Source organism: Waddliaceae bacterium (assembly GCA_018694295.1).
Taxonomy (GTDB): domain Bacteria; phylum Chlamydiota; class Chlamydiia; order Chlamydiales; family JABHNK01; genus JABHNK01.
This window is the reverse complement of record JABHNK010000006.1, coordinates 47,292-66,063: the sequence shown is the minus strand read 5'-3', so window position 1 is coordinate 66,063 and position 18,772 is coordinate 47,292. Positions and strand designations below refer to the sequence as shown.

Genomic DNA, 18,772 nt, shown 5'->3' with positions numbered 1-18,772 from the left:
TCGGCAACCTCACCGATTATCTTCGTTTCATCGACATCATATTCCCTCAATGTAGCACCGAACGTCGCTTCTTCCTGGGTCTTGCCTTCTTGTAGCAATTTTGCGCCAAACAACGCAGCTTCTTGAGAGAAGCCTGATTTCTTCAACAAAGCTCCAAAATTTGCAGCTTTTTCTTCTACGCCTTTACTTTTAAAATACGCTTGTGACCAGGATGTTTTTGTTTCTTTGACAAACTGCTGATATCGATCTCTAAAACCCTGTATTATAGCCTTAAGCTTGCCGAAAAATTTCATAATAGCGCTGTTTGAAACCTTTTGCGCCAGCTTGCGACGACCTGAAGGCATATCGGACAGCCTATTAACACCATGTTCTTGTTGAATAGGTTGAGTAGTCTCTTTATCTTTCGCTTTTTCAAGGATTTCTACGCCGATATCTTCTACAGACGTCTCTTCTTTGGATTTCGGCTCTTTGGTGGTGTCCGGAACATGCTCTGCATGACCTGCCTTGGCCTGATACGTTGTCAACCATAATAACTCCTATATTTTCCATCCTATCGCATAGTCTGATAATATTATACTAAAATTTTAAAGCCTTCGAGAAAGCGTTTTATACACGTTTTTTTTGTATCGACGTCCGAAGACGCCACCGACAGTATGTATAGTGTCCTGAAGTCGATAAGTGCGCGGTAGTGTGTGGAGTAGTCACCGGACTGTACTATAAAGTCAAAGCCCGACACTCCTTTATCGCCTATTACGGGGTGGAATTCTAATAGTTCATTACCTGGAGTTTCGTTGATTATTTCGTTCATCACTTTTTCTATAACTTCATCGGTATTGCCGAGGACGACTTCTGGCGGGTATTGTACTACTGTTATTGTGTAGAAATCGTTGTCGGGATCTTCTGCGGCGTATGTGTCGTATACTGTAGAGATTTTACCATCGAGTATAGGAATTTCAGCGTGGTCGTATCCTGGGGTATCGGGGAAGACTGCTTTGAAGTTTCCGATGACGGAGTGGAACGGCGTCCATGAGATTTCTGTTACCTTGTTGGCGTTAACGCGTTGGGCATATTTTTCAGCTTGCTTCGTGACGACGACGATAAAAAGCTTCGCGACGAGCAGCATCGCGAAGAGTATTATTGCTATAAGGAGAAAGCGTTTTAATAGTTTTATCATCATATCGATAAATCACTCTATTCCTTTTTTACAGCCATTGTCAGGCGCTAGGCTTAGGTTTGCTATATATAATTGCTTTAACGAAATCTAGCGCTTTTTGAAATAAGATTTCTGGATTTTTCGAGTTTTTTGACATCTTATTTCTTGCCTCGAGTTTAGATCTAAAAATCGCTGTATTTAAATTAGGATTTTCTAACATTTGTGTCGCCTCAACAAACTCTTTTCTTGAGATCGCACCGATAAATGGCCATATCAAGTCCTCTGCTTCTTTAGTTTCCTTTTCAATTAACTTTAAAGCTATTGCTTTCTCTCTCTCTAACTTTGCTTCTTCTTCATCCTCTGGTCGAGGAGAACGCCTCGCGAACAAAGCATTTAATCGTGCCCTTAAAGATTTTTTTTTGGGGGGGGCTGCAGGCGCGGGCGCAGGAGACACGTGCTTAGGTCCAGGTTTAAGTTCCTGCTCCTCCACTGCATCTCCTACAACAACGCCTATATCTTCAGCATCAACGGCTGCTTCTATTGGCGGCGGTGATGCTTCTTCTGTCTTCGCTTCTGGGGCTGTCACCACTGGCTCTTGGTGTGCTTCTTTAGGGAGGGCTTCTTCTGTAGGCGGTTCCGACTCAGGCGCTACCTCGGGTTCTGTCGTAGCTGCATGCACAGGCGCAGGAGGCGGTTGGCTCGATACAGCTTTTTCTATGCCTTTATTGACAGCGCCCCCTACAAAAGCTTCAAGATTAAACGCTTCTTCTGTAGGCGATGGTGACGTTGCAGATGTAGGCTCCTGCTCAGGTTGCGCCTCCGGTGTTGGTTCAGGCCCGAGCTCTGCCGCTAGTGGCGGTGGCGACTGCACAGTGGTCTCTTGCGTTTTTGGCTGCGATGATTTTCTCTTCAGAGCCGGATCCAACCAAGTTTCCACTATTTTTGTGCCTTCTTCTATCCCGAATCTTATTTTAAGCATCGCTTTAAAGTTTTGTTCTTCAAAGTTAGTGTGATCTAAAACTTGTTCCACGACCCCCGGGTCTTTTGCTTTTGCCGCAGCAACAAACCCGTGTACCAAATCGTTTATTGTAATCTTGTCATCCTTCATAATCTTGTCTATTATATTCAATAGATCCGCATGCAGGCCTGGATTTTTACTTGAGACTTTTGGCTTAAGCAATATCGCCCAGTTAAGAACCAAGCCCAAAGCGCTAAGAGATTCATACTGTTCTTTTAGTTTTTTAATTCTAGCTATATTTATCCCCTTGATTTTCACATCTTCAGGAAGGTGTTTTATATTCCCGAATATTACAGCAAGAGCAAGAGAGTCACCTTCGCGAAGCGCCTTCAAAAACTTCTTGCTGTCAAATTCTCCCAAGGCCATTTTCATTTTTTCAACTACCGGCTGTAAGTTATATGATTGTGCTATCAGATAGCCATGGAACAAATCTTTTCCTGAAATATTTTTATCTCCTAATATTTCTTCTATCTTATTGTCGGCAGTAGGGGCTATCTTTCCGACAGCAACACTCTCAAATTTCTTTTTTTTATGATCTCTTGATATGACGTGTTTTAGATATATTGCGATTTCAAGCGCAGCCCCTAGATCGCTAAGATCATCACCCGCTTGCGGCATTCCACCAAAGACTGTTATTTCTTTTCCTATAACTATAGCACCCTTGGGAGTCTTTGATTTTTTAAACATCCGAACAAGGGTGGCATAGTCTCCATCCTTAAGCGCTGCCTTAGCCATTTTGTCCCAGGCTCTTTTATTAGTTGGCAATAGCTTTTCTGCTTTGAGCCTACGCTCGGTTACAACTTCTTCTTTTCGCTCGCTCTCTGGCGCTGCCAAAAGCTCTTCAAGTTCTTCAAGCTCTTCAAGTTCTTCAAGTTCTTCAAGTTCTCCAGGTTCTCTAAGAGCGTCAAGTTCGGCCTCCAATGATTTATCATCTGGCTCATCTTCCCCTAGTTTCAGCGCGTCTCCAATTGCGGACACTTGCTTTTCTACATCAGCAATTGCCGCTTGCGCTTGCTGTATTCCCTCACCAACCTCCGCATCATCACCATCCGGCTCTGTATCAATCAACTTTGCCTCCATCTCTTCGAGCGCAGCGTCTGCTGCCTCTGCAGTCATGCCCTCGGCCTCAGACGCAGGAGGCGTATGAGCAGCCGGGGCTAGAGCAGCATCTATAGCTTCTTTCACAAAGGCATTCGCATCTTCACTGTCAAACTTCGGCTCAGGCTCAGGCTCAGGCTCAGGCTCAGGCTCAGGCTCAGGCTCAGGCCCTTCTGCAAATTCCTGTGATTGTAGCGCAGGACTGGGTCCTTCTGCTGGTGAAGCCTCTTCAGGAGCTTGTTCTTCTAGTCCCAGTCCCGATAAAGCTGCTTCAACAGAGGTTCCTACATAATCGCTTATGGAAAGACCGTCAGCATCAAGTTTCGACCGAACGTCTTCAAGAGTCGGCTTTGGCAGCGATGACGGCTGCACAGCGGGCCCTTCTGTTATAGCCTGTGGATGTGGCAATAATTGGCGTTGTAACAACTCGTTTATTCCTTTAAGGGTGTTCGATGCTTCTTGCCATGATTTAAGGAAAGGCACAAGATCAAATTCATAAAGTTTTTTTGTTTCGGTTTTTACTTCGTATTCTTGTGCACATTTTTGAAACTCTGTGAGAACCATAGGCTCTCGCATTCCCCACTGAACAGGAATGATGAACAGCTCTGTAAGCTGTATTTCTTTGCCATCAATAGATACTGCTCTTTCGGGGCTTTCTTCTGAAATAGCTTCGATGATTGCGCTAATTTTTTTATGATTCAATTGACATTGTGAAATAATAGTCATGAATTTGAGGTAATCTTCTGAATCAAAAAACTCGAGAGCTTTTTCTGGACTGAAATTCTTAGAAAGTGCCTCTCTCTGCTCGAGGAGAAGCCCCCCTGTCGTGTGAAAACTCCACAGCATATTTAGATAATGAGCAATATAATCTCGATCTTCTTGAGAAAGATCTCTTAATTTATCTTGCTTGAGGGCGTAAGGGGGTTCTCCTGTGATATCAAGCATTTGATCGGTGGTTTTTTTAAGTTTATCGATATTTACTTTAAATTTTTCATGCCATTCTTTTGCGACCTCTATAAGACTGGTTTTTGACGCGCTTGCCTCCTGCTGTGAAAACGCTTCAATTTGTATCACACCACTAGGAACGTTTAATGACCCACGACTTTCGTCTGTAACGAAAGTAATAACATTACTGATAAAATCTGGATCAGCAATCATATCGCCGATAGACACCTCAAAAACGCCCTTTAAACGCTCCACGAACTTATCTTTTAGTGGGATATTAGTCGTTGTTCCCATATGCTCGATCATTCCTAAGCTGGTAGCGACCTTTGCTAACCGTACGAGTTCTTGATAAAAGGCAGAAAAACCCTGTTGACTCGGTAACGCCTTAATTTTTTTCCCTATAATATCAGCTATTTTCATTGAAACACTGTCGAGTAGCTTCTCGTCATGGCGTACTATGACTAGCATCTTGTTAAATTCTTCGCTCTTTGAGTCGGCAGCACAGATCAACGTAGCGAGACGTTCTGCTGTAGCGAGAGCATTTTTTGTGTTGGCGCTCTGTTTCTCTGTAAGACCTTGAATACTCTTTCGTCTCGCCGCGATTGTTAAATGGTTATCGGTCGTTGTTACACGCATTTTATGCTTTCGGTCTGTTCGTTCTATGTTTATTTCTAAGAGTTTTTCGTCGACTAGTCTATCTAGCATGTCAGGAATTTTCATAGCTATTTTGCGAAGATGAGCATACATATTATAAACAGCTGTTTTTTCGTCTCCTGTCATATTGTCGTCTTTTGGCTTCTTAACTGTAATCTCTATTGTATCAAAATCCCCAGGAATAGATCCAAGAGGGCCTGTTTCTTCCGACAACGGCACTATCTTTTCTTTCGGAAGCTTGACATATCTAGCCCGACCTGATGTGCCAACAGGGATTTTTGGATCGACCTCAATTGTCGCAGTTCTTTTTACGCTGTGTGTTAGTGTTTCGGGATCATCTGAAGAAGCGACCGGTCTTTCGCTTATGAAGACAATACGCAGTTTACCTTTCTTTTCTTGTATTTTACAGCTATTTTTCCCACTACCTATAACAGACATTCCCAAAGCACTAAGTTTTTCATCAAACCTGTTGAAAGCGTCGGCAAAAATGCTTTGATTACACAAACGGAGCGTATCTTCTATTAAGCGTTGCTTTTGATCTTTGGTAATATCTGATCCCTTTACCGTCTCTCGTATATTTTCAGCAAAACCATCTAACCTTCTTTTTCTGAGAGAGACGATTTCAGCGTCTTCATCCTCGTCAGCCTTAATTCTTTCCCCGTAATTTTTAGCTTCTGTTTCTTCTCCGAACAACACATGGAGTCGGCTTAATGCATCATATTGTATGCTGTTCCCAAAAACAGAAGGATCTTTTTTAAGGTCAACATTAAATTCTCCTTGGATTCTCGTTTGTTTCAGAACAATATCAGCCTTTAGTTGATACAACCGCGGCTTTATGGTCTTTTCATCTTTTTTACCTTCAATTTCTTTTTCGAATTCTTCTATTTGAGCCATTATATTGTTTAATTGTCCGTCGGTGCATTCGGGGTCAACACAAGCCGTTTTGACATCCCGCTCAAAAGCCACCGCTCTTGCCTTTTGCAACATTTCAAGCCTTTTTTCTAATGCAGAAAGCCGCTTGTTTATCGCTTGAGCATCCTGTCGTTTGTGTCCCTGAATTTCAACGTCTTGAAGACCGTCTTTTATTCCATACAATTCGTCAAGCTGTTCGCCGTCCAGGCCATGGTCTGATAATTTTATTGTTTCGTCATGCAAGCGGTCGGCTTTTTTTTCTGTGCTCAACGTACGCCGCGAAACCGTTATGTCGGGGAAAATCGGGTCTTTATTTAATATCTGTTGATGCGTTATTACTAGCGTCCTAGAAATGCTGAATTTCTCCCCTACAGCTTCAGGTTTTTCTGGATCTATAGACTCCAAAATTATGTTATGGGTGATATGTATCTTGCCTTTTTTGTCGACAAACACCTTCTTTGTGATCCTATCATCTACTTCCATATCCGTCTTATTATGATCGCCAAATCCTAACAATGCTGCGGCCTTCATTTCCGATGATGTATTTATTCCTTCAATCTCATCAAGAACAAAGTCTATTTTTTTTTGCTTGTTGATGTCTTCGGTTGTTTCATCCGTATCCACTCCTTCGTATTCCGGCTGTTTTATAGCCAGAGTTTCTTTTTCCTTTGGTACTAGATACTCGCTAAGTTTTTCCCGTATAATTTGCGGTGTCATTGGATTCTCGGCCGTCCCGACCAGAAGCGTATCGCCAAGTATTAATGGCGACCTTTGTAAATCTTCGTCTATTTGCTCATCTGAAGGCTCTTGTCGTTCTTGCAAATACGTCAACATAGGTTCCGGGTACCCCGATAATTCCGTACGTGTAAGTTCATCGAGTGCGTCATTCACAGCGCGTTCAACGTCGCCTCCTTTACCTCGAGCCTGCCCCCTAACGTGTTCAAGATACTTCAAAAAGCCACCCTTCATTGTGTATTTATCTTGTATCTTATGAGAGCTTTTTATCTTTTGCCATTGTTCTGTTGCTTCGCTAAATACACGATCTTTTTCATCAGCTTTCTCTTGCTTCATAATGTGTTCGATTACTTTTTTAGGCGTTCCAGCAGGTTGTTTTTCGTAAAATACCTCTATCTCCTTTGTATCAGGTTTAACACCAACACTGATTGTCGCTGCCCTGGTGATGTCGTATAATTTAACCCCTTCGTCTTTTTCGTCATCATACAATGCCATTCCCTGTGTATTCAAAATATCTCCATTAACAGCAAACTCAAGAAGAAGCTTGTCCCCCGATCTTGTTATTTTTATTGTCTTGCGTTCATCGATATTGGAGATTGGCATACCGTCAGGCATTCTATCAAGCCCAATAGAAAAAGTGCTTTGTTCACAAAGACGCAAAACCGTACTCGTTAATGCGTAATCAAGAACCTGACCTTCTACTAAACTCTGTATCTTACTATGAAACTTTTGCACCGTGCCTATCGGCTTTTTTTCTTTTTCTTCTTTTTCTTCTCCAAAACTTATCGGAGCAGAACGCACCAAAACATCTGTTCTAACATTAGAACTTATCTCGTCTCTTTTAATATCAACGTGATATTTTCCTCTGGCAATTTCATGTTGCTTGACGGTGATGTCAAGCGCCATGTCGCGTAAGTCTGTTACATTAAAATCTCCATCGACATCGGCCTCAACGCCTGAAGCTTTATTTTTTTTCTTAGATTTTGCTATTTCTTCTATAAGCTCATTTATTGTTGTTAACAGCCCATCCAATTCGCTGTCTGTACATTCAGACTTATCGCAAGCTGTTTCGACTTTCCCCTGGAGCTCTTTTACACTTTTTTCGAACTCTGGTGCTGCTGGTGGCCGCCGCTCTGGAGGAGGGTCAGGCTGAAATGCATCTTTCGCAGCCTCTGCGGTCTTGCTAGATCCTTTGGGATCAGATTTATTCACCCTATCATCACCAAGCGGCGGAGTTCTTTTCGATGCGGGCGACGGAACAGGTTTACTACAGGCCTTAGAAAACTTTCGGTAGATATTACTCGTCGATGAATCCAACGCAGAGCACGTCTTAACCGTGCTGTTTTTATTGCGAGCAAACGCCTTTCCACCCTCCTTTCGAACAAACTTCTTTAGCTGCCAGTGCTTGAAGGTGTATTCTCCTTTTATTTCTGCCGTACTTTTTTCTACCGTATGCGTTATCTTTTTCTTCGTTATGCTCGTATTTTCGCCAATATAATTGCCTTCCTTGTCAATAATACCCCTTTTCAGAAGCATTTCCTTGATGTTTTCAGCAACAGGCTGCCATTCTCTTTTGCCTTTGGTTTCTGTAAGCTTATGGCCGGCCTTTAAAAAATCGACACACAACTCCGTTTTTTTGCCATCAGAAGCTTCAGCAATAGTTATATACCCAGGCACGTGCTCTAACGGCTTGGCGGGCTCTGCTCTCAAATTCTTAAAAAGATTAATAGATAAAGGCTTCATAGTGTCATAACTCCATGCGTTATATAGTTTTAAACTAATGTTACGCACTTCTATCACTTTATTGGCGTGCTGCAAGGAACAATCTTCTACGTATTCCTTCTCACCCAGCTCTTCAGAGCTTGGTTCGTCGGAAGTACTTGCATCTTGCTCCTTTCGCTACACCACTAAAGCAAGATTAGCGCGTAACATCGGTTCTAATTTATCTTTATATAGCAACGGCGATGAGAATAGCAAGAACGATGACGAAAAAAATATCTATTTTTCCTTGCGCTAAATTAAGCTTTTGGATTATTATGCCATTTATTATGAATAAATATACAAAATGAGGAAGGTATGGGAACACGGAGGAAGGCAGAGAAGCGTCGTGCAGCGATTCTTGATGTTATAGAGTCGTGTTCTGTCGAGAACCAGCGTGTTTTAGTTTCGTTATTGAAGGAGCGGCATGGCATTTCCACAACGCAGGCTGTGGTATCGCGTGATTTGGCACATTGTGGTGTTGTCAAGGGTGTTATTAACGGCAAGTTGGTTTATGAGGTTCCTGGCGAGGATGTTTCGAAGAAGATATTGAGGCTTGCTATTACGGACATCACCCATAATGAAAGCATGATAGTAGTGAAGACGTTATGTGGTCTTGCTGATTTTGTTGGTGATTTTTTAGATGCTCATAATGAGCTTAGTATTTTGGGGAATATTTCTGGAGAGAACACGATTTTTGTTGTGCCTTCTTCTGTTGGCGACATTGCTTCCACCTACCGCAAGATATGTAAAACGTTGTATTTTAAGGACATGTTATGAAGACGGGTATTTTAGGTATTATAGTATTATTTTTTGTTAGTATTTCGGCGATATTTTTTGCAGGACCTCCTGCTGTTGACGAAGAAACTCTTATTATCGGCACCAATGCTGAGTACAGGCCATTTTCTTATATCGATGATGGTGAGATTGTTGGTTTTGACATCGACATTATTTCCGAGGTATGTCGTCGTTTAGGCAGGGCGATGCTGATAAAGGACATGCCTTTCGACGCTCTTATCCCTGCTGGTGCTGTTGGCAAAGTTGACGTTATTGCTGCGGGAATAACGTATACTGCTGAGAGGGCGAAGAAGGTGTTATTCACAGAACCGTATCTTTCTGGTGACGACCTTGTTGTTATTATTGCTGATGGCGATGATGTTATATCGTCTCTTGACGATCTTGAGGGTCTTACTGTCGTCGTCAACGAGGGCTATACTGCCGACTTATATCTTTCGAAAACTGTCGATTTCCCTCTTATGAGGCTTCCGTCCCCTGCCGATGCTTTTATGGCGTTGAAGAGTGGACGTGCTGATGTTTTTTTTACGGCACAGAGTACGGCTTCGGCGTTTTTCAGTCACGATAGTAATAGTGGTTTTACTATGTCATCTTTCAACGCTCCTGGCGACGACTATGCTCTTGTTGTTTCGAAGAAGAGCTCGTATCTTCTTCATGACATCAACAGTGTTTTATATGACATGGAGACTGACGGTACTATTGACAAGTTAAAGGAAAAGTGGAGCTTATGATGATTGACTTTCCTCTGATATATTCTTCGTTGCCGAATCTTTTAGAAGGTCTTATGTTATCGTTAGTGATAGCGACGTTCTCGTGTATTCTTGGGATGATTTTGGGAATGGCCTTGGGAGTCCTTCAGTCTGAGGGTAATGGTTTCGTAGGTTTTCTTGTAGGGACATATGTCACTATAATCCGCGGAACGCCGATGCTTGTACAGATAGTCTTTATCTTCTATGTGCTGCCACAGTTCGGCCTCGACATCTCTCCTTTATGGTCTGCTGTCCTTGCCATAGGGCTCAACAGCAGCGCGTATGTCAGCCAGATAATACGTTCTGGAATTGGCTCTGTGCCTCCAGGGCAAAAAGAAACTGCCTATACTCTAGGCTTCAGCAAGATGCAGTCGTTGAGGTATATCGTCATCCCTCAGGCGATACGTGTTGTTTTGCCGGCGTTGGGCAATGAATTCAGCACCCTTGTCAAGGATTCTAGCTTGGCGTCTATTGTAGGCGTTATGGAGCTTACGAAGCAGGGGTCGGTATTACGAAGCCAGACGTACGACGCTTTTAGCATATTGCTCGCCGTGGCGTTGTTATATCTTGCTGTGACGTCGATATTATCGGTAGCGGTTTTCACTATTGAGAATAAGTTAAAGGTTAGCAATAAATTATAGAACTTACAAAGGTAAAGCTCCCTAAAAAGTTTGGACTTCGGACTAGGAATAGGATTTTTCACCACAGAGCCACAGAGAACACAGAGAGGAAAAAACATGGCTGGGGGATTCCCCCAGACCCCCTTTTTTCATTGAACAATGATAATTGAACATTGAACATTGAATAAACCCGGACACGGCAGTGCCCCCTCTCGCCGTTGTCGTAAAAGTAAGATTGTATCTTTACGTTTGCTATAGGAAAAACAAAGAAAGGAAGTACAATCAATGACAATGGCGACAGCTGTGCGTCCGCTGCGCGCGCTCTACGCGGTGGGCGCTCTCTGTGTACTCTGTGGCTCTGTGGTGAAAAAATTGGGGCTTGTTACTTTTTATTGCAGGGGCGGCAGGACTCCATGGGAAACTCTGTGGTGAAAAAATCGGTAGTGCGTAAGGTCAGTTTAATAATTGAAAGAAGGTAAAGATCAATGCTACAAATTAAAGGTGTTTCTAAAGCATATGGTAAGAAGGTCGTCCTCGATGACATCACCATGTCCGTCGCTCCAGGCGATATAGCTCTTATGATGGGAGGGTCAGGGACAGGGAAATCTACACTTCTTAGGGTTCTCTGCAACCTAGAGAGCGTCGACGCAGGCGTTATAACGCTCGACGGCGTGGCTGTCGACACCTTCCACGACCATACTGTGGGAATGGTCTTCCAGCAGTTTCATCTCTTCGACCACCTTTCGGCGCTAAGGAATATAACCCTCGCCCTTGAGAAGGTACTACATACCCCCAAGAATGATGCCGACACCATCGCCCATGCTCTTCTGGAGAAATACGGCCTTGCCGACAAAGCATCGTGCATCCCCTCTCAGCTTTCCGGCGGACAGAAGCAGCGCCTTGCCATAGCACGTGCTGTAGCTCTGAAACCTCGGGTGATATGTATGGACGAACCGACATCAGCGCTAGACCCCTCGCTTACCGCCACCATCGCCACCACCATCGAAGAGCTCGCCGCCGAAGGATATATCGTTGTCGTCGCCTCGCACGACACCGCCCTCGTCGAAAAACTTCACTGTACAGTACACCTTATGGAAGACGGCAAGATCGTAGAATCTGCGCTGTCGCAAGAGATAGCTTCAGCACCGCAAATTCAAGCTTTCGTAAGCCACTGATTGGAGGGACGCCGATCCAGGATTTTACCACAGAGGGCGCGGAGGAATCACGGAGTTACACAGAGAGCTCCACACTGCGCAGATCGAGCAAAAACTTGAGATAATCTTCTTCGCATTTTTTCCATAGTTCTTTGTCGTCCAGTTTTTCACGTGCCAATCTACGCGTTTCATCATCAAAAGAGTCTTCATCTGCTATCTTTTTTACCGTACCAAAAAGAATAACAAAGAGCCTATCACCTTCTGGATATGATAACTTCGAATCAACCAAAGAAATCGCAGCTCGGGCCGCCCGGTTTCTATCATCAAATGAAAATCGAAAACTCCCAGAACTCTTTTTTGCTACAGACATGTCAATAAGCGCATAAAACATAGATAAATTACCAGCTGCGGTGCGTGCTTGCCCATGCTTTGCCAGCTTTATCGCTACATCTGCAAAGTCTTCTTCAATCCCGGAAAGACTATCTAAATCAAGAGCCATACTAACACTTAAAATCTTGGACATTAATAGATCAAAAGTGCTTGGTATATAATAATCAGGTTGTTTTGATAATATTTTATTGGCAACATCTACAAAATCAGGGACGGTATAAACCCCTAGCACTCCTGGCGCTTCTATCTCTTGGGATAAATACTGTAACCTTACTTGTTTTTTAAAGGAGCGATAACGTTTCCTTGTCAAAAATAAACTAGAGAGTCTAGATGGCTTTTGTTTTGATCCACAAAACAGTCCTTTTTCTCTTATAATTTCTTGTATGTATTCTGCTGACATAATCTTTCTATTCAGCACTACCACTGAGTCTCTATATTGTTGACGTTCAGAAGCGGAAATCTCCCTTGTTTCGGGGAAGGTTCCTTGTCGAGAAGAGTCTCTTACTGTACCTGTTACTTTCATTTTTTTGTCCTTTTGTATGTTAAGTCAATGATTGCGACTTTTGACTTTAGATTGTAACTCCTTAAGGTTTAAAGTACAAGGAATATACTAGAATCATTGAAATGCGGCTTTGCCGCATAGTTCAGAGTTCGGGGTTCGGGGTTCGGAGTTCGGAGATAAAAACCTATACGCTAATTAAAAGGTGCGGGTGAGGAGAGTCGTATTGTCCTATTGCACCTTCTAAACATTTTGTAAGGACTTCCGTTATTCGTTTTTCAACGTCTTCTACTTTTTCATCCACTTTATGAATAGTCTCGAAAATTATAATTCTTATATCATGATCACACTGTTTAAAGCGCTCTGAAGGGTAAAGAGCAGAAGTTCCTGAAACTCTTTCGATGGCCTCAAAAACCTCTATAGAAACATCATATGTTGCACTTGGAATGTAAGTTGGCTTCTCAGGAGGATCAAGTCGTGGGCGTTTACTCTTGAAAGTCTTCTGATATAAAAGACTACAGGACACAGTACCATCGTCATTAGTAGAATATTCGACAGAAAAGGGCGTGGTGTTTATACGATATTGTTGCATTGCGCTCATGTTATTCCTCACTTTGTTATTATTCCAAAATTTGTTGCCATTATACCTGCATAGGCTTTTTTATTACCCAATAGAAATGCTCAATGCTCTAGCTTGACCATTTTGCACAAACGCTATCCTGATTTTAGGTTCACAAAATTCACGTCTGACCCCAATTTAAAAAGCGTCGTTTTAAGAGGCGCCGTGAAAAAAAGGAGCTGCAGCAGCAAGCCTACGATAATCTTCGATTGTTTTTATAGGGCCTCCTATGTCTACTCCCAAGTCTTTATTTCTACTTCTCCCTATTCTACACTCGAAAAGCTGTGCTGCAGGAAAATCAGTGCGGTCCCCGGCTATTTCCATCGCGCTTTTGCTTGACTCTTCAGCTTCATGATCTCTTCGTCGTGAACGTTTTTTTATCATTCTTGAAAGACTTCCTTTCTCCCCATCATCTCTTCGTCGCACATGAGATTTTCTTCCTCCTAAAAATCTATTCGGAATATGTCGTAGACAGATTTCAAGCATTATCGGATCGCAGCTATTTTCTGCCAAGACGTGGAGGGCACAGAGGTTTGCCTTATCTGCCATTATGAGAATTTTGGGTTTCGAATGTATAAGTTCCAAGGCATACCGTCGGTCTTCATCATCAAGCGCCTTCCTTCTAAGAATTTCATGCAAGACGGTCTCTCCTTCAGCGTCTTTACGTTTCAATCGTGCTTTATGTTCCCGTAACAGCCGCGCTATATCATATTTTTTTTTGCGGACGGCAAGCATCAGCGGCGTTATTCCATGTATGTCTTCAACGTCTGCCCTAAAGCCTCTTTCACATAAAAGCTCAACAGTTTTATAGTCGCCTCCTTCGGCGGCGCTATGAAGTAGCGTCCTTTTTTTTATATCTACAATTTTTTTCGACTGTCCCCCAGCGCGAAATCTCGCTCTAAGCATCAGATTTTTATCTAATATATGTTCAATTAGGTCGCTGAGACCATAGTGTGCCAAAAGGTGAAGAAATGTTTTTTCGTCACTGTCGTCTGTGTCATATAAAGGTGCGCCACGTGATTCTCCACGTGATACTCCATGTTCGAGAATAAGATCACATATATCTTCAAGTTCTTTTTCTTTATCTTCGTCGAGATCATGAGACCAGAGCTTTGCCGCCTCGAAAAGCACTCCTTCTCCATCAGCATCAGGTTTTCGTATAAGCCTTTTTCTCGTAGTATATACCACTTCCTTAGCCATCTCAAGTAACGCAATGACAATTTTAAGATGTCTATTAAATACGGCCTTGTGGAGAGCATTTTCTCCGGAGTCGTCGAAAGCATCTATCTTTGCACCATACTTTTTACATGTCTCCACGATATTGAGCTTCCCTTCTTGTGCTGCTAGCATAAGTGGCGTCCTTCTAAAGCTATCACGAGCATTGATATTAACGATTTTTTTACCTTTAAAATCCTCTACACTGTTGATGATAGTGGTTATATCGTACTTTTTGCACTCAACAATGACTGATTCCCCTAGGAGAAAAGCGAAAATCTCATCGTGTCCAAACATCGCCGCTGTATGGATAAGATCTCTTTCTTGATTAGGAATGAAGATGGCTCTGGGCTCTGCTGTTGCGAGTTTTACAGCAGTAGATAGGTGCCCATATCGCACTGCAAGATGAAGAGGGGTATCGCCATAGCTATCTTCACGTGTGAGGTCTGCGCCGTCTTTGATAAGTACGTCGACGAATTTATCAAGGCCTTTCGTTGCAGCGATATGCATAGCGGTACGTCTATCTTTATTTGGTATCTCATGAAGAGGTGCGTCTTTAAGTTGTTCTTTCGTTTCGGTGTCGAGGCTCGTTCTCTCATCCGTCCACGCCGTCTGTGTCGATACCGAACTGCAATCATCGTCTTTTCTTAATCTTCGTGCTCTATCGGCTTTAACAAGATCATTAAAAACATTAAATTTTTTCCGTAATACTGCGTGTATAAGTGGTGTATTGCCATGGCTGTCGCACGTTGTAGTGTCTAAGTTCTTATTAATATAATACGAAACAATACGTCTGCTTCCTTCGCGCGCCGCTACATGTAGTGGTGAAAACTTTCGTGGAGATCTATCTTTATAAAGTATTATTGAAGGATTGCTTTGGTGAAGCATTCTAAAAGGCTCAACCATATCGAGAGAGGCTAGGAGATTCGCAAAGGTTGGATTTCTTCCAGTGCGCCTATCATATTTGCTAGAGAAGCCCAGAAGGTTTTTGCCCGCTTGTGCCATTATAACAGCTCCGACAAGATAGGTCTTTTTTTGTGCTACTGCAACATCAAGAGGAATCTCTCCCCTCTTATTTTTACACCAGAAAAGACCAGGATGTTGTTTAAGCAGGCTTTTTACGGTTTTTATATCGCCACATGCCACAGCGTGGTGTAACACGGTATTTTTTTCGACATCAACCATATCTTCTAGCTCACGCTCCCCTGCCGATGGTATCAACAAAGCCGCGGTTTTAGAATCCTCGTCACTACAAGGCGCTATAGTATAAAATGGGGCCTCTCCTTTAAGCTGCTGATGGTGTAGCGTTATAAACGGCAAGCACTTAGTCCTGTTGGTTGTCGGGCTGCTAAAGAGCATGATAGGCAGGTCTTTATATATACTCTTGGCGCTAACATCGGCACCTTTTTCGACAAGCAGTTTAATAATAGCTGGGTTGCGTATTATCGCCGCGAGGTGTAGCGGGGTATATCCTTCGATATTCTGCGCATCGATGTTTGCACCATTTTCGAGCAAAATACTTACACTCTCTACATACCCTCCAAGGACGGCATAATGGAGAGAAGTCATACCAAAATCATTTTTTGCATTGATATCGACAGCTCCATGAATCTTGAGGTGTTCTCTTAAACCCACAGTGCTCGAAACTTTCATCATAAGCTCGGTATTGCCAAAAAGCTTTTGTAGACCACCGGCTTCTTCGACTCCTGTATGATGCATTATAAGAGCATATATATGCGCACTCAAGCCTGGTATATTTAAGCGATTTTGCAGGATCTCGACAACGTCAATGCAATCAAGCATTGTAAGTTTTACCTCTTCAGGAACGCCTATCCTATCACTTACGGCCTGTAGGGTCTTGGCTCTCTTTGGTATCCTTTCAAACTCCGCTTTGGAGAACAATCTTTGCAATGCCGCCATGACGTATTTATCACAGCGGTGGTCGACAGCTTTCCCTTCCCTCGCCTTAACCTCCTCATCGGTAAACCTCTCAGACCCTTGTTCTCTAGTGGCGCCCATAAGCTTTTGCACTTCACCAAGCTCTATATATTGTGCTGCCACGCTAAACACCGACCTATTAAAATTCGCCTCATAAACGATAGCATGATGCCAACCGCCTCCTGTTGCCAACGCCCAGCTTTCTGTCATTTTAATTTTTTTTCTCAAGGCGGCTTTTTTTTCTTCACTAAGACCGGCTGCTTTCAAAGCACGCTTTATTTTGTCACAATCTGTCTGCAAAAGATGTGCTATTTCTGCATGTTTTTTACGTATGGCTATATTTAGCGGATTCTCTTTTTCCTTGTTGGCGATGTTTAGTTCGACGCCGTGGGCAATAAGAAGCTCTGTCATTTTGAAGTCATCGCCATTCACAGCGAGATGTAGTGGCGTATTACCACGGACATCTTTAACATTAAGATCTATTGGAGGGTGTTTTTTCTTTCCTTCTGCGATTAGAGTACGTACAAGCTCGACATCTTTGCTGAGGACGGCATAGTGTAGGGCGGTATATTCATCGTCATAGTCTTTTGCGTTGATATCAATAACGTCGGGAGCACACTGTGCTACTATCTTTATGGCGTCTTTATCACGCCTCTTAACAGCTATATGGAAGATAGTGTTGCCATATACATCGGGGTTAAAAGCCTTGGGAAAGAATGCTGCTGCGCACTTCATAAGTGCTTCTATTTTACTATATTCTCGGGAGAAAGCGTATGTTGCGCCCCGAGAATACCCTCCATATTCTTCTGCGTCTTTTATTTCGAGAAGCGTATGTTCCAGAAACGTTATGACATTATCGTAATACGCCCCTTCTTTTACTGAGTCAATACTTTCTATAGCGCTATCTTCGTAAGAAGATGAAAGTGAATCCTGACCGATATCGCCTACTGCCTCGAGATATTTCAAAACAATAATCGCTGTAGTTCCTGTCTCTCCTTTTTCTTGTGCCATCCGAGAAAAAGCACTAACAACTTGTTGTTGTATACTTGGTTTCGCATGACGACGGTATTGAATGAGCAGCTTCATCGCACTCTCGCGAACCTCTTGATTACAAGCATGAATAGCGGTGTTTTCGAGGATAACAACAATGCCATGAAAAAACTCTTCCTCGTGCTTTTCATGTTTATACTGCTGTATCATGACGACGAGATCACGGAAACGATCAGGTTCGGTATCGTCTAATGTCAGCCGTGCCATTCTATCTACGATAAGAAGTTTTTCAAGCCAGTTTGATATTCTTGGGATGTGTTTTGCCAGTTTCTTCAATTCTTCATATAAAGCGACGAAATCTTTAGCGCTACCAGCAACGGCGGCGGCGGCGCCCCCAACAATTCCTCCTGCTGCTGACACCACAGCCCCAGATATCTTCGTAGCTATACGCGCCGTTATCACCCCGGCTTGTATAATCCCCCGTCCTCTCTTCAAAGCTTTGTCGGCTTTTGAAGAAGTCATATCGCTAAAACACTTCGCTGCCTCTTCAACATATAATGCCCAGTACCTTATCTCAACATTTTTGCTTTTTTTCATATAAGCAATGTTCTCTGCTGCCAACACAACAGAATCCTTATCTTCTTCCTCCTCTTGCTTGGGGATTCTTTCTAACCTTTTAAGAGCAGCTCCCTGTACGACGGTAAAAACGACATTCGCAAAAAGCTGTATAAGAAGGCAGTATTCTGCTGATATCACAAGCTCTTCAAAAGAGCTTTTGTTTTTTTCAATCTGAGAATAGATCTTTTTCATGAAAGCGCCCATACCATCTAGTGTACGATCTTCTAGTGGGTCGCTCTTTACTATTTCGATAAGAATTTGCAGACAGCGTTCTTTTACATCCCAATATTTTGTTCTTTTATAAAGTTCAAAAATATCATTCCGTGTTTTAGAGATTTCGCATTTCATCAAGACAACGTGCCATTCGCCTGCTTCTTTATTGCCTATTCCTCTAAATACTCGGCTTCTAAGGCTTTCGGCTTCTTCAAGGCCCGCTAAACATTCTGGAGACTTCGTGCTTCCAGTAACGGGCTCGGTTTGTCGAGAGGCTCTGGCGGAGGTCACGGAACTCTCACTACATTCTGAAGGATTAGTGCTTCCAGGAATAGGCTCAGAAAAAGCCTCGGTGTCATACAATTGTAGAGTGCCGGTGGCTGATATCACGTCGATATCGGCATCAGGGCCGCTTGGTAAAATCCTTGATATCAATCTTTCCGCTAATACCCCTCGAGGTAGCGGCAATGGCTGGCTTTGTGACGACGGAGTTTGAAATTGTTCCAGCGTGGCGCTTCCTCCCGGAAAAGAAGCTCTTGCTGCATCTGCTGCTGCTCGCGCTGCGGCGGCGGCTTGTGCGGTCTGGTCCTGATGTTCTGCAAATGGTCGTTCCCTATAGCCTACCGCAGTCATAGAGCATCTCCTCATATAAGTATATGGGAAGAAAAGTAACGCATCGCTCTTAATTTTTCCTAGAAA

General features: G+C 43.1%; 10 protein-coding genes. 4 read left to right on the top strand and 6 right to left on the bottom strand.

Annotated features, from left to right (window positions below; all coding sequences use genetic code 11):
- The 3 genes from HN980_00670 to HN980_00660 all read right to left on the bottom strand — a co-directional run.
- Nucleotides 1-524 (bottom strand): hypothetical protein (locus HN980_00670; GenBank protein MBT6928001.1); only part of this gene is annotated, 524 nt, incomplete at its 3' end.
- Between the two features lie 47 nt (nt 525-571).
- The gene (locus HN980_00665; GenBank protein MBT6928000.1) at nt 572-1,177 is read right to left on the bottom strand and encodes a hypothetical protein; all 606 of its coding nucleotides are present in this window, start codon (nt 1,175-1,177) and stop codon (nt 572-574) included.
- A 37-nt stretch (nt 1,178-1,214) separates the two neighbouring features.
- Entirely contained in the window at nt 1,215-8,258 is a 7,044-nt protein-coding gene (locus tag HN980_00660) for a hypothetical protein (GenBank protein MBT6927999.1), read from the bottom strand.
- Nucleotides 8,259-8,591: 333 nt separating this feature from the next.
- Between HN980_00660 and HN980_00655 the strand changes: the two genes are divergently transcribed.
- From HN980_00655 to HN980_00640, 4 genes are all read left to right on the top strand, one after another.
- Nucleotides 8,592-9,053, top strand: coding sequence for a hypothetical protein (locus tag HN980_00655; protein ID MBT6927998.1), 462 nt, complete (start codon nt 8,592-8,594; stop codon nt 9,051-9,053).
- Nucleotides 9,050-9,799: an amino acid ABC transporter substrate-binding protein gene (locus HN980_00650; GenBank protein MBT6927997.1), complete on the top strand. Its 750-nt coding sequence runs from the start codon at nt 9,050-9,052 to the stop codon at nt 9,797-9,799. The genes HN980_00655 and HN980_00650 overlap by 4 nt, the downstream gene beginning before the upstream one ends.
- Nucleotides 9,796-10,458, top strand: coding sequence for an amino acid ABC transporter permease (locus tag HN980_00645; protein ID MBT6927996.1), 663 nt, complete (start codon nt 9,796-9,798; stop codon nt 10,456-10,458). Before HN980_00650 ends, HN980_00645 begins: the two co-directional genes overlap by 4 nt.
- 464 nt (nt 10,459-10,922) lie before the next feature.
- Nucleotides 10,923-11,612 (top strand): amino acid ABC transporter ATP-binding protein, encoded by a 690-nt coding sequence (locus HN980_00640; protein ID MBT6927995.1) that lies wholly within the window; start codon nt 10,923-10,925, stop codon nt 11,610-11,612.
- A 55-nt stretch (nt 11,613-11,667) separates the two neighbouring features.
- Here HN980_00640 and HN980_00635 read toward each other — a convergent pair whose 3' ends face one another.
- The 3 genes from HN980_00635 to HN980_00625 all read right to left on the bottom strand — a co-directional run bounded on the left by HN980_00635 (nt 11,668) and on the right by HN980_00625 (nt 18,706).
- Complete coding sequence (locus tag HN980_00635) at nt 11,668-12,504, bottom strand: hypothetical protein (protein ID MBT6927994.1); 837 nt, start codon at nt 12,502-12,504, stop codon at nt 11,668-11,670.
- Nucleotides 12,505-12,667: 163 nt separating this feature from the next.
- Nucleotides 12,668-13,081, bottom strand: a complete 414-nt coding sequence (locus HN980_00630) for a hypothetical protein (protein ID MBT6927993.1) — start codon at nt 13,079-13,081, stop codon at nt 12,668-12,670.
- A 171-nt stretch (nt 13,082-13,252) separates the two neighbouring features.
- A complete protein-coding gene (locus HN980_00625; GenBank protein ID MBT6927992.1) occupies nt 13,253-18,706 on the bottom strand; it encodes a hypothetical protein in 5,454 nt (1,817 codons plus the stop codon).
- Nucleotides 18,707-18,772: the final 66 nt, after the last annotated feature.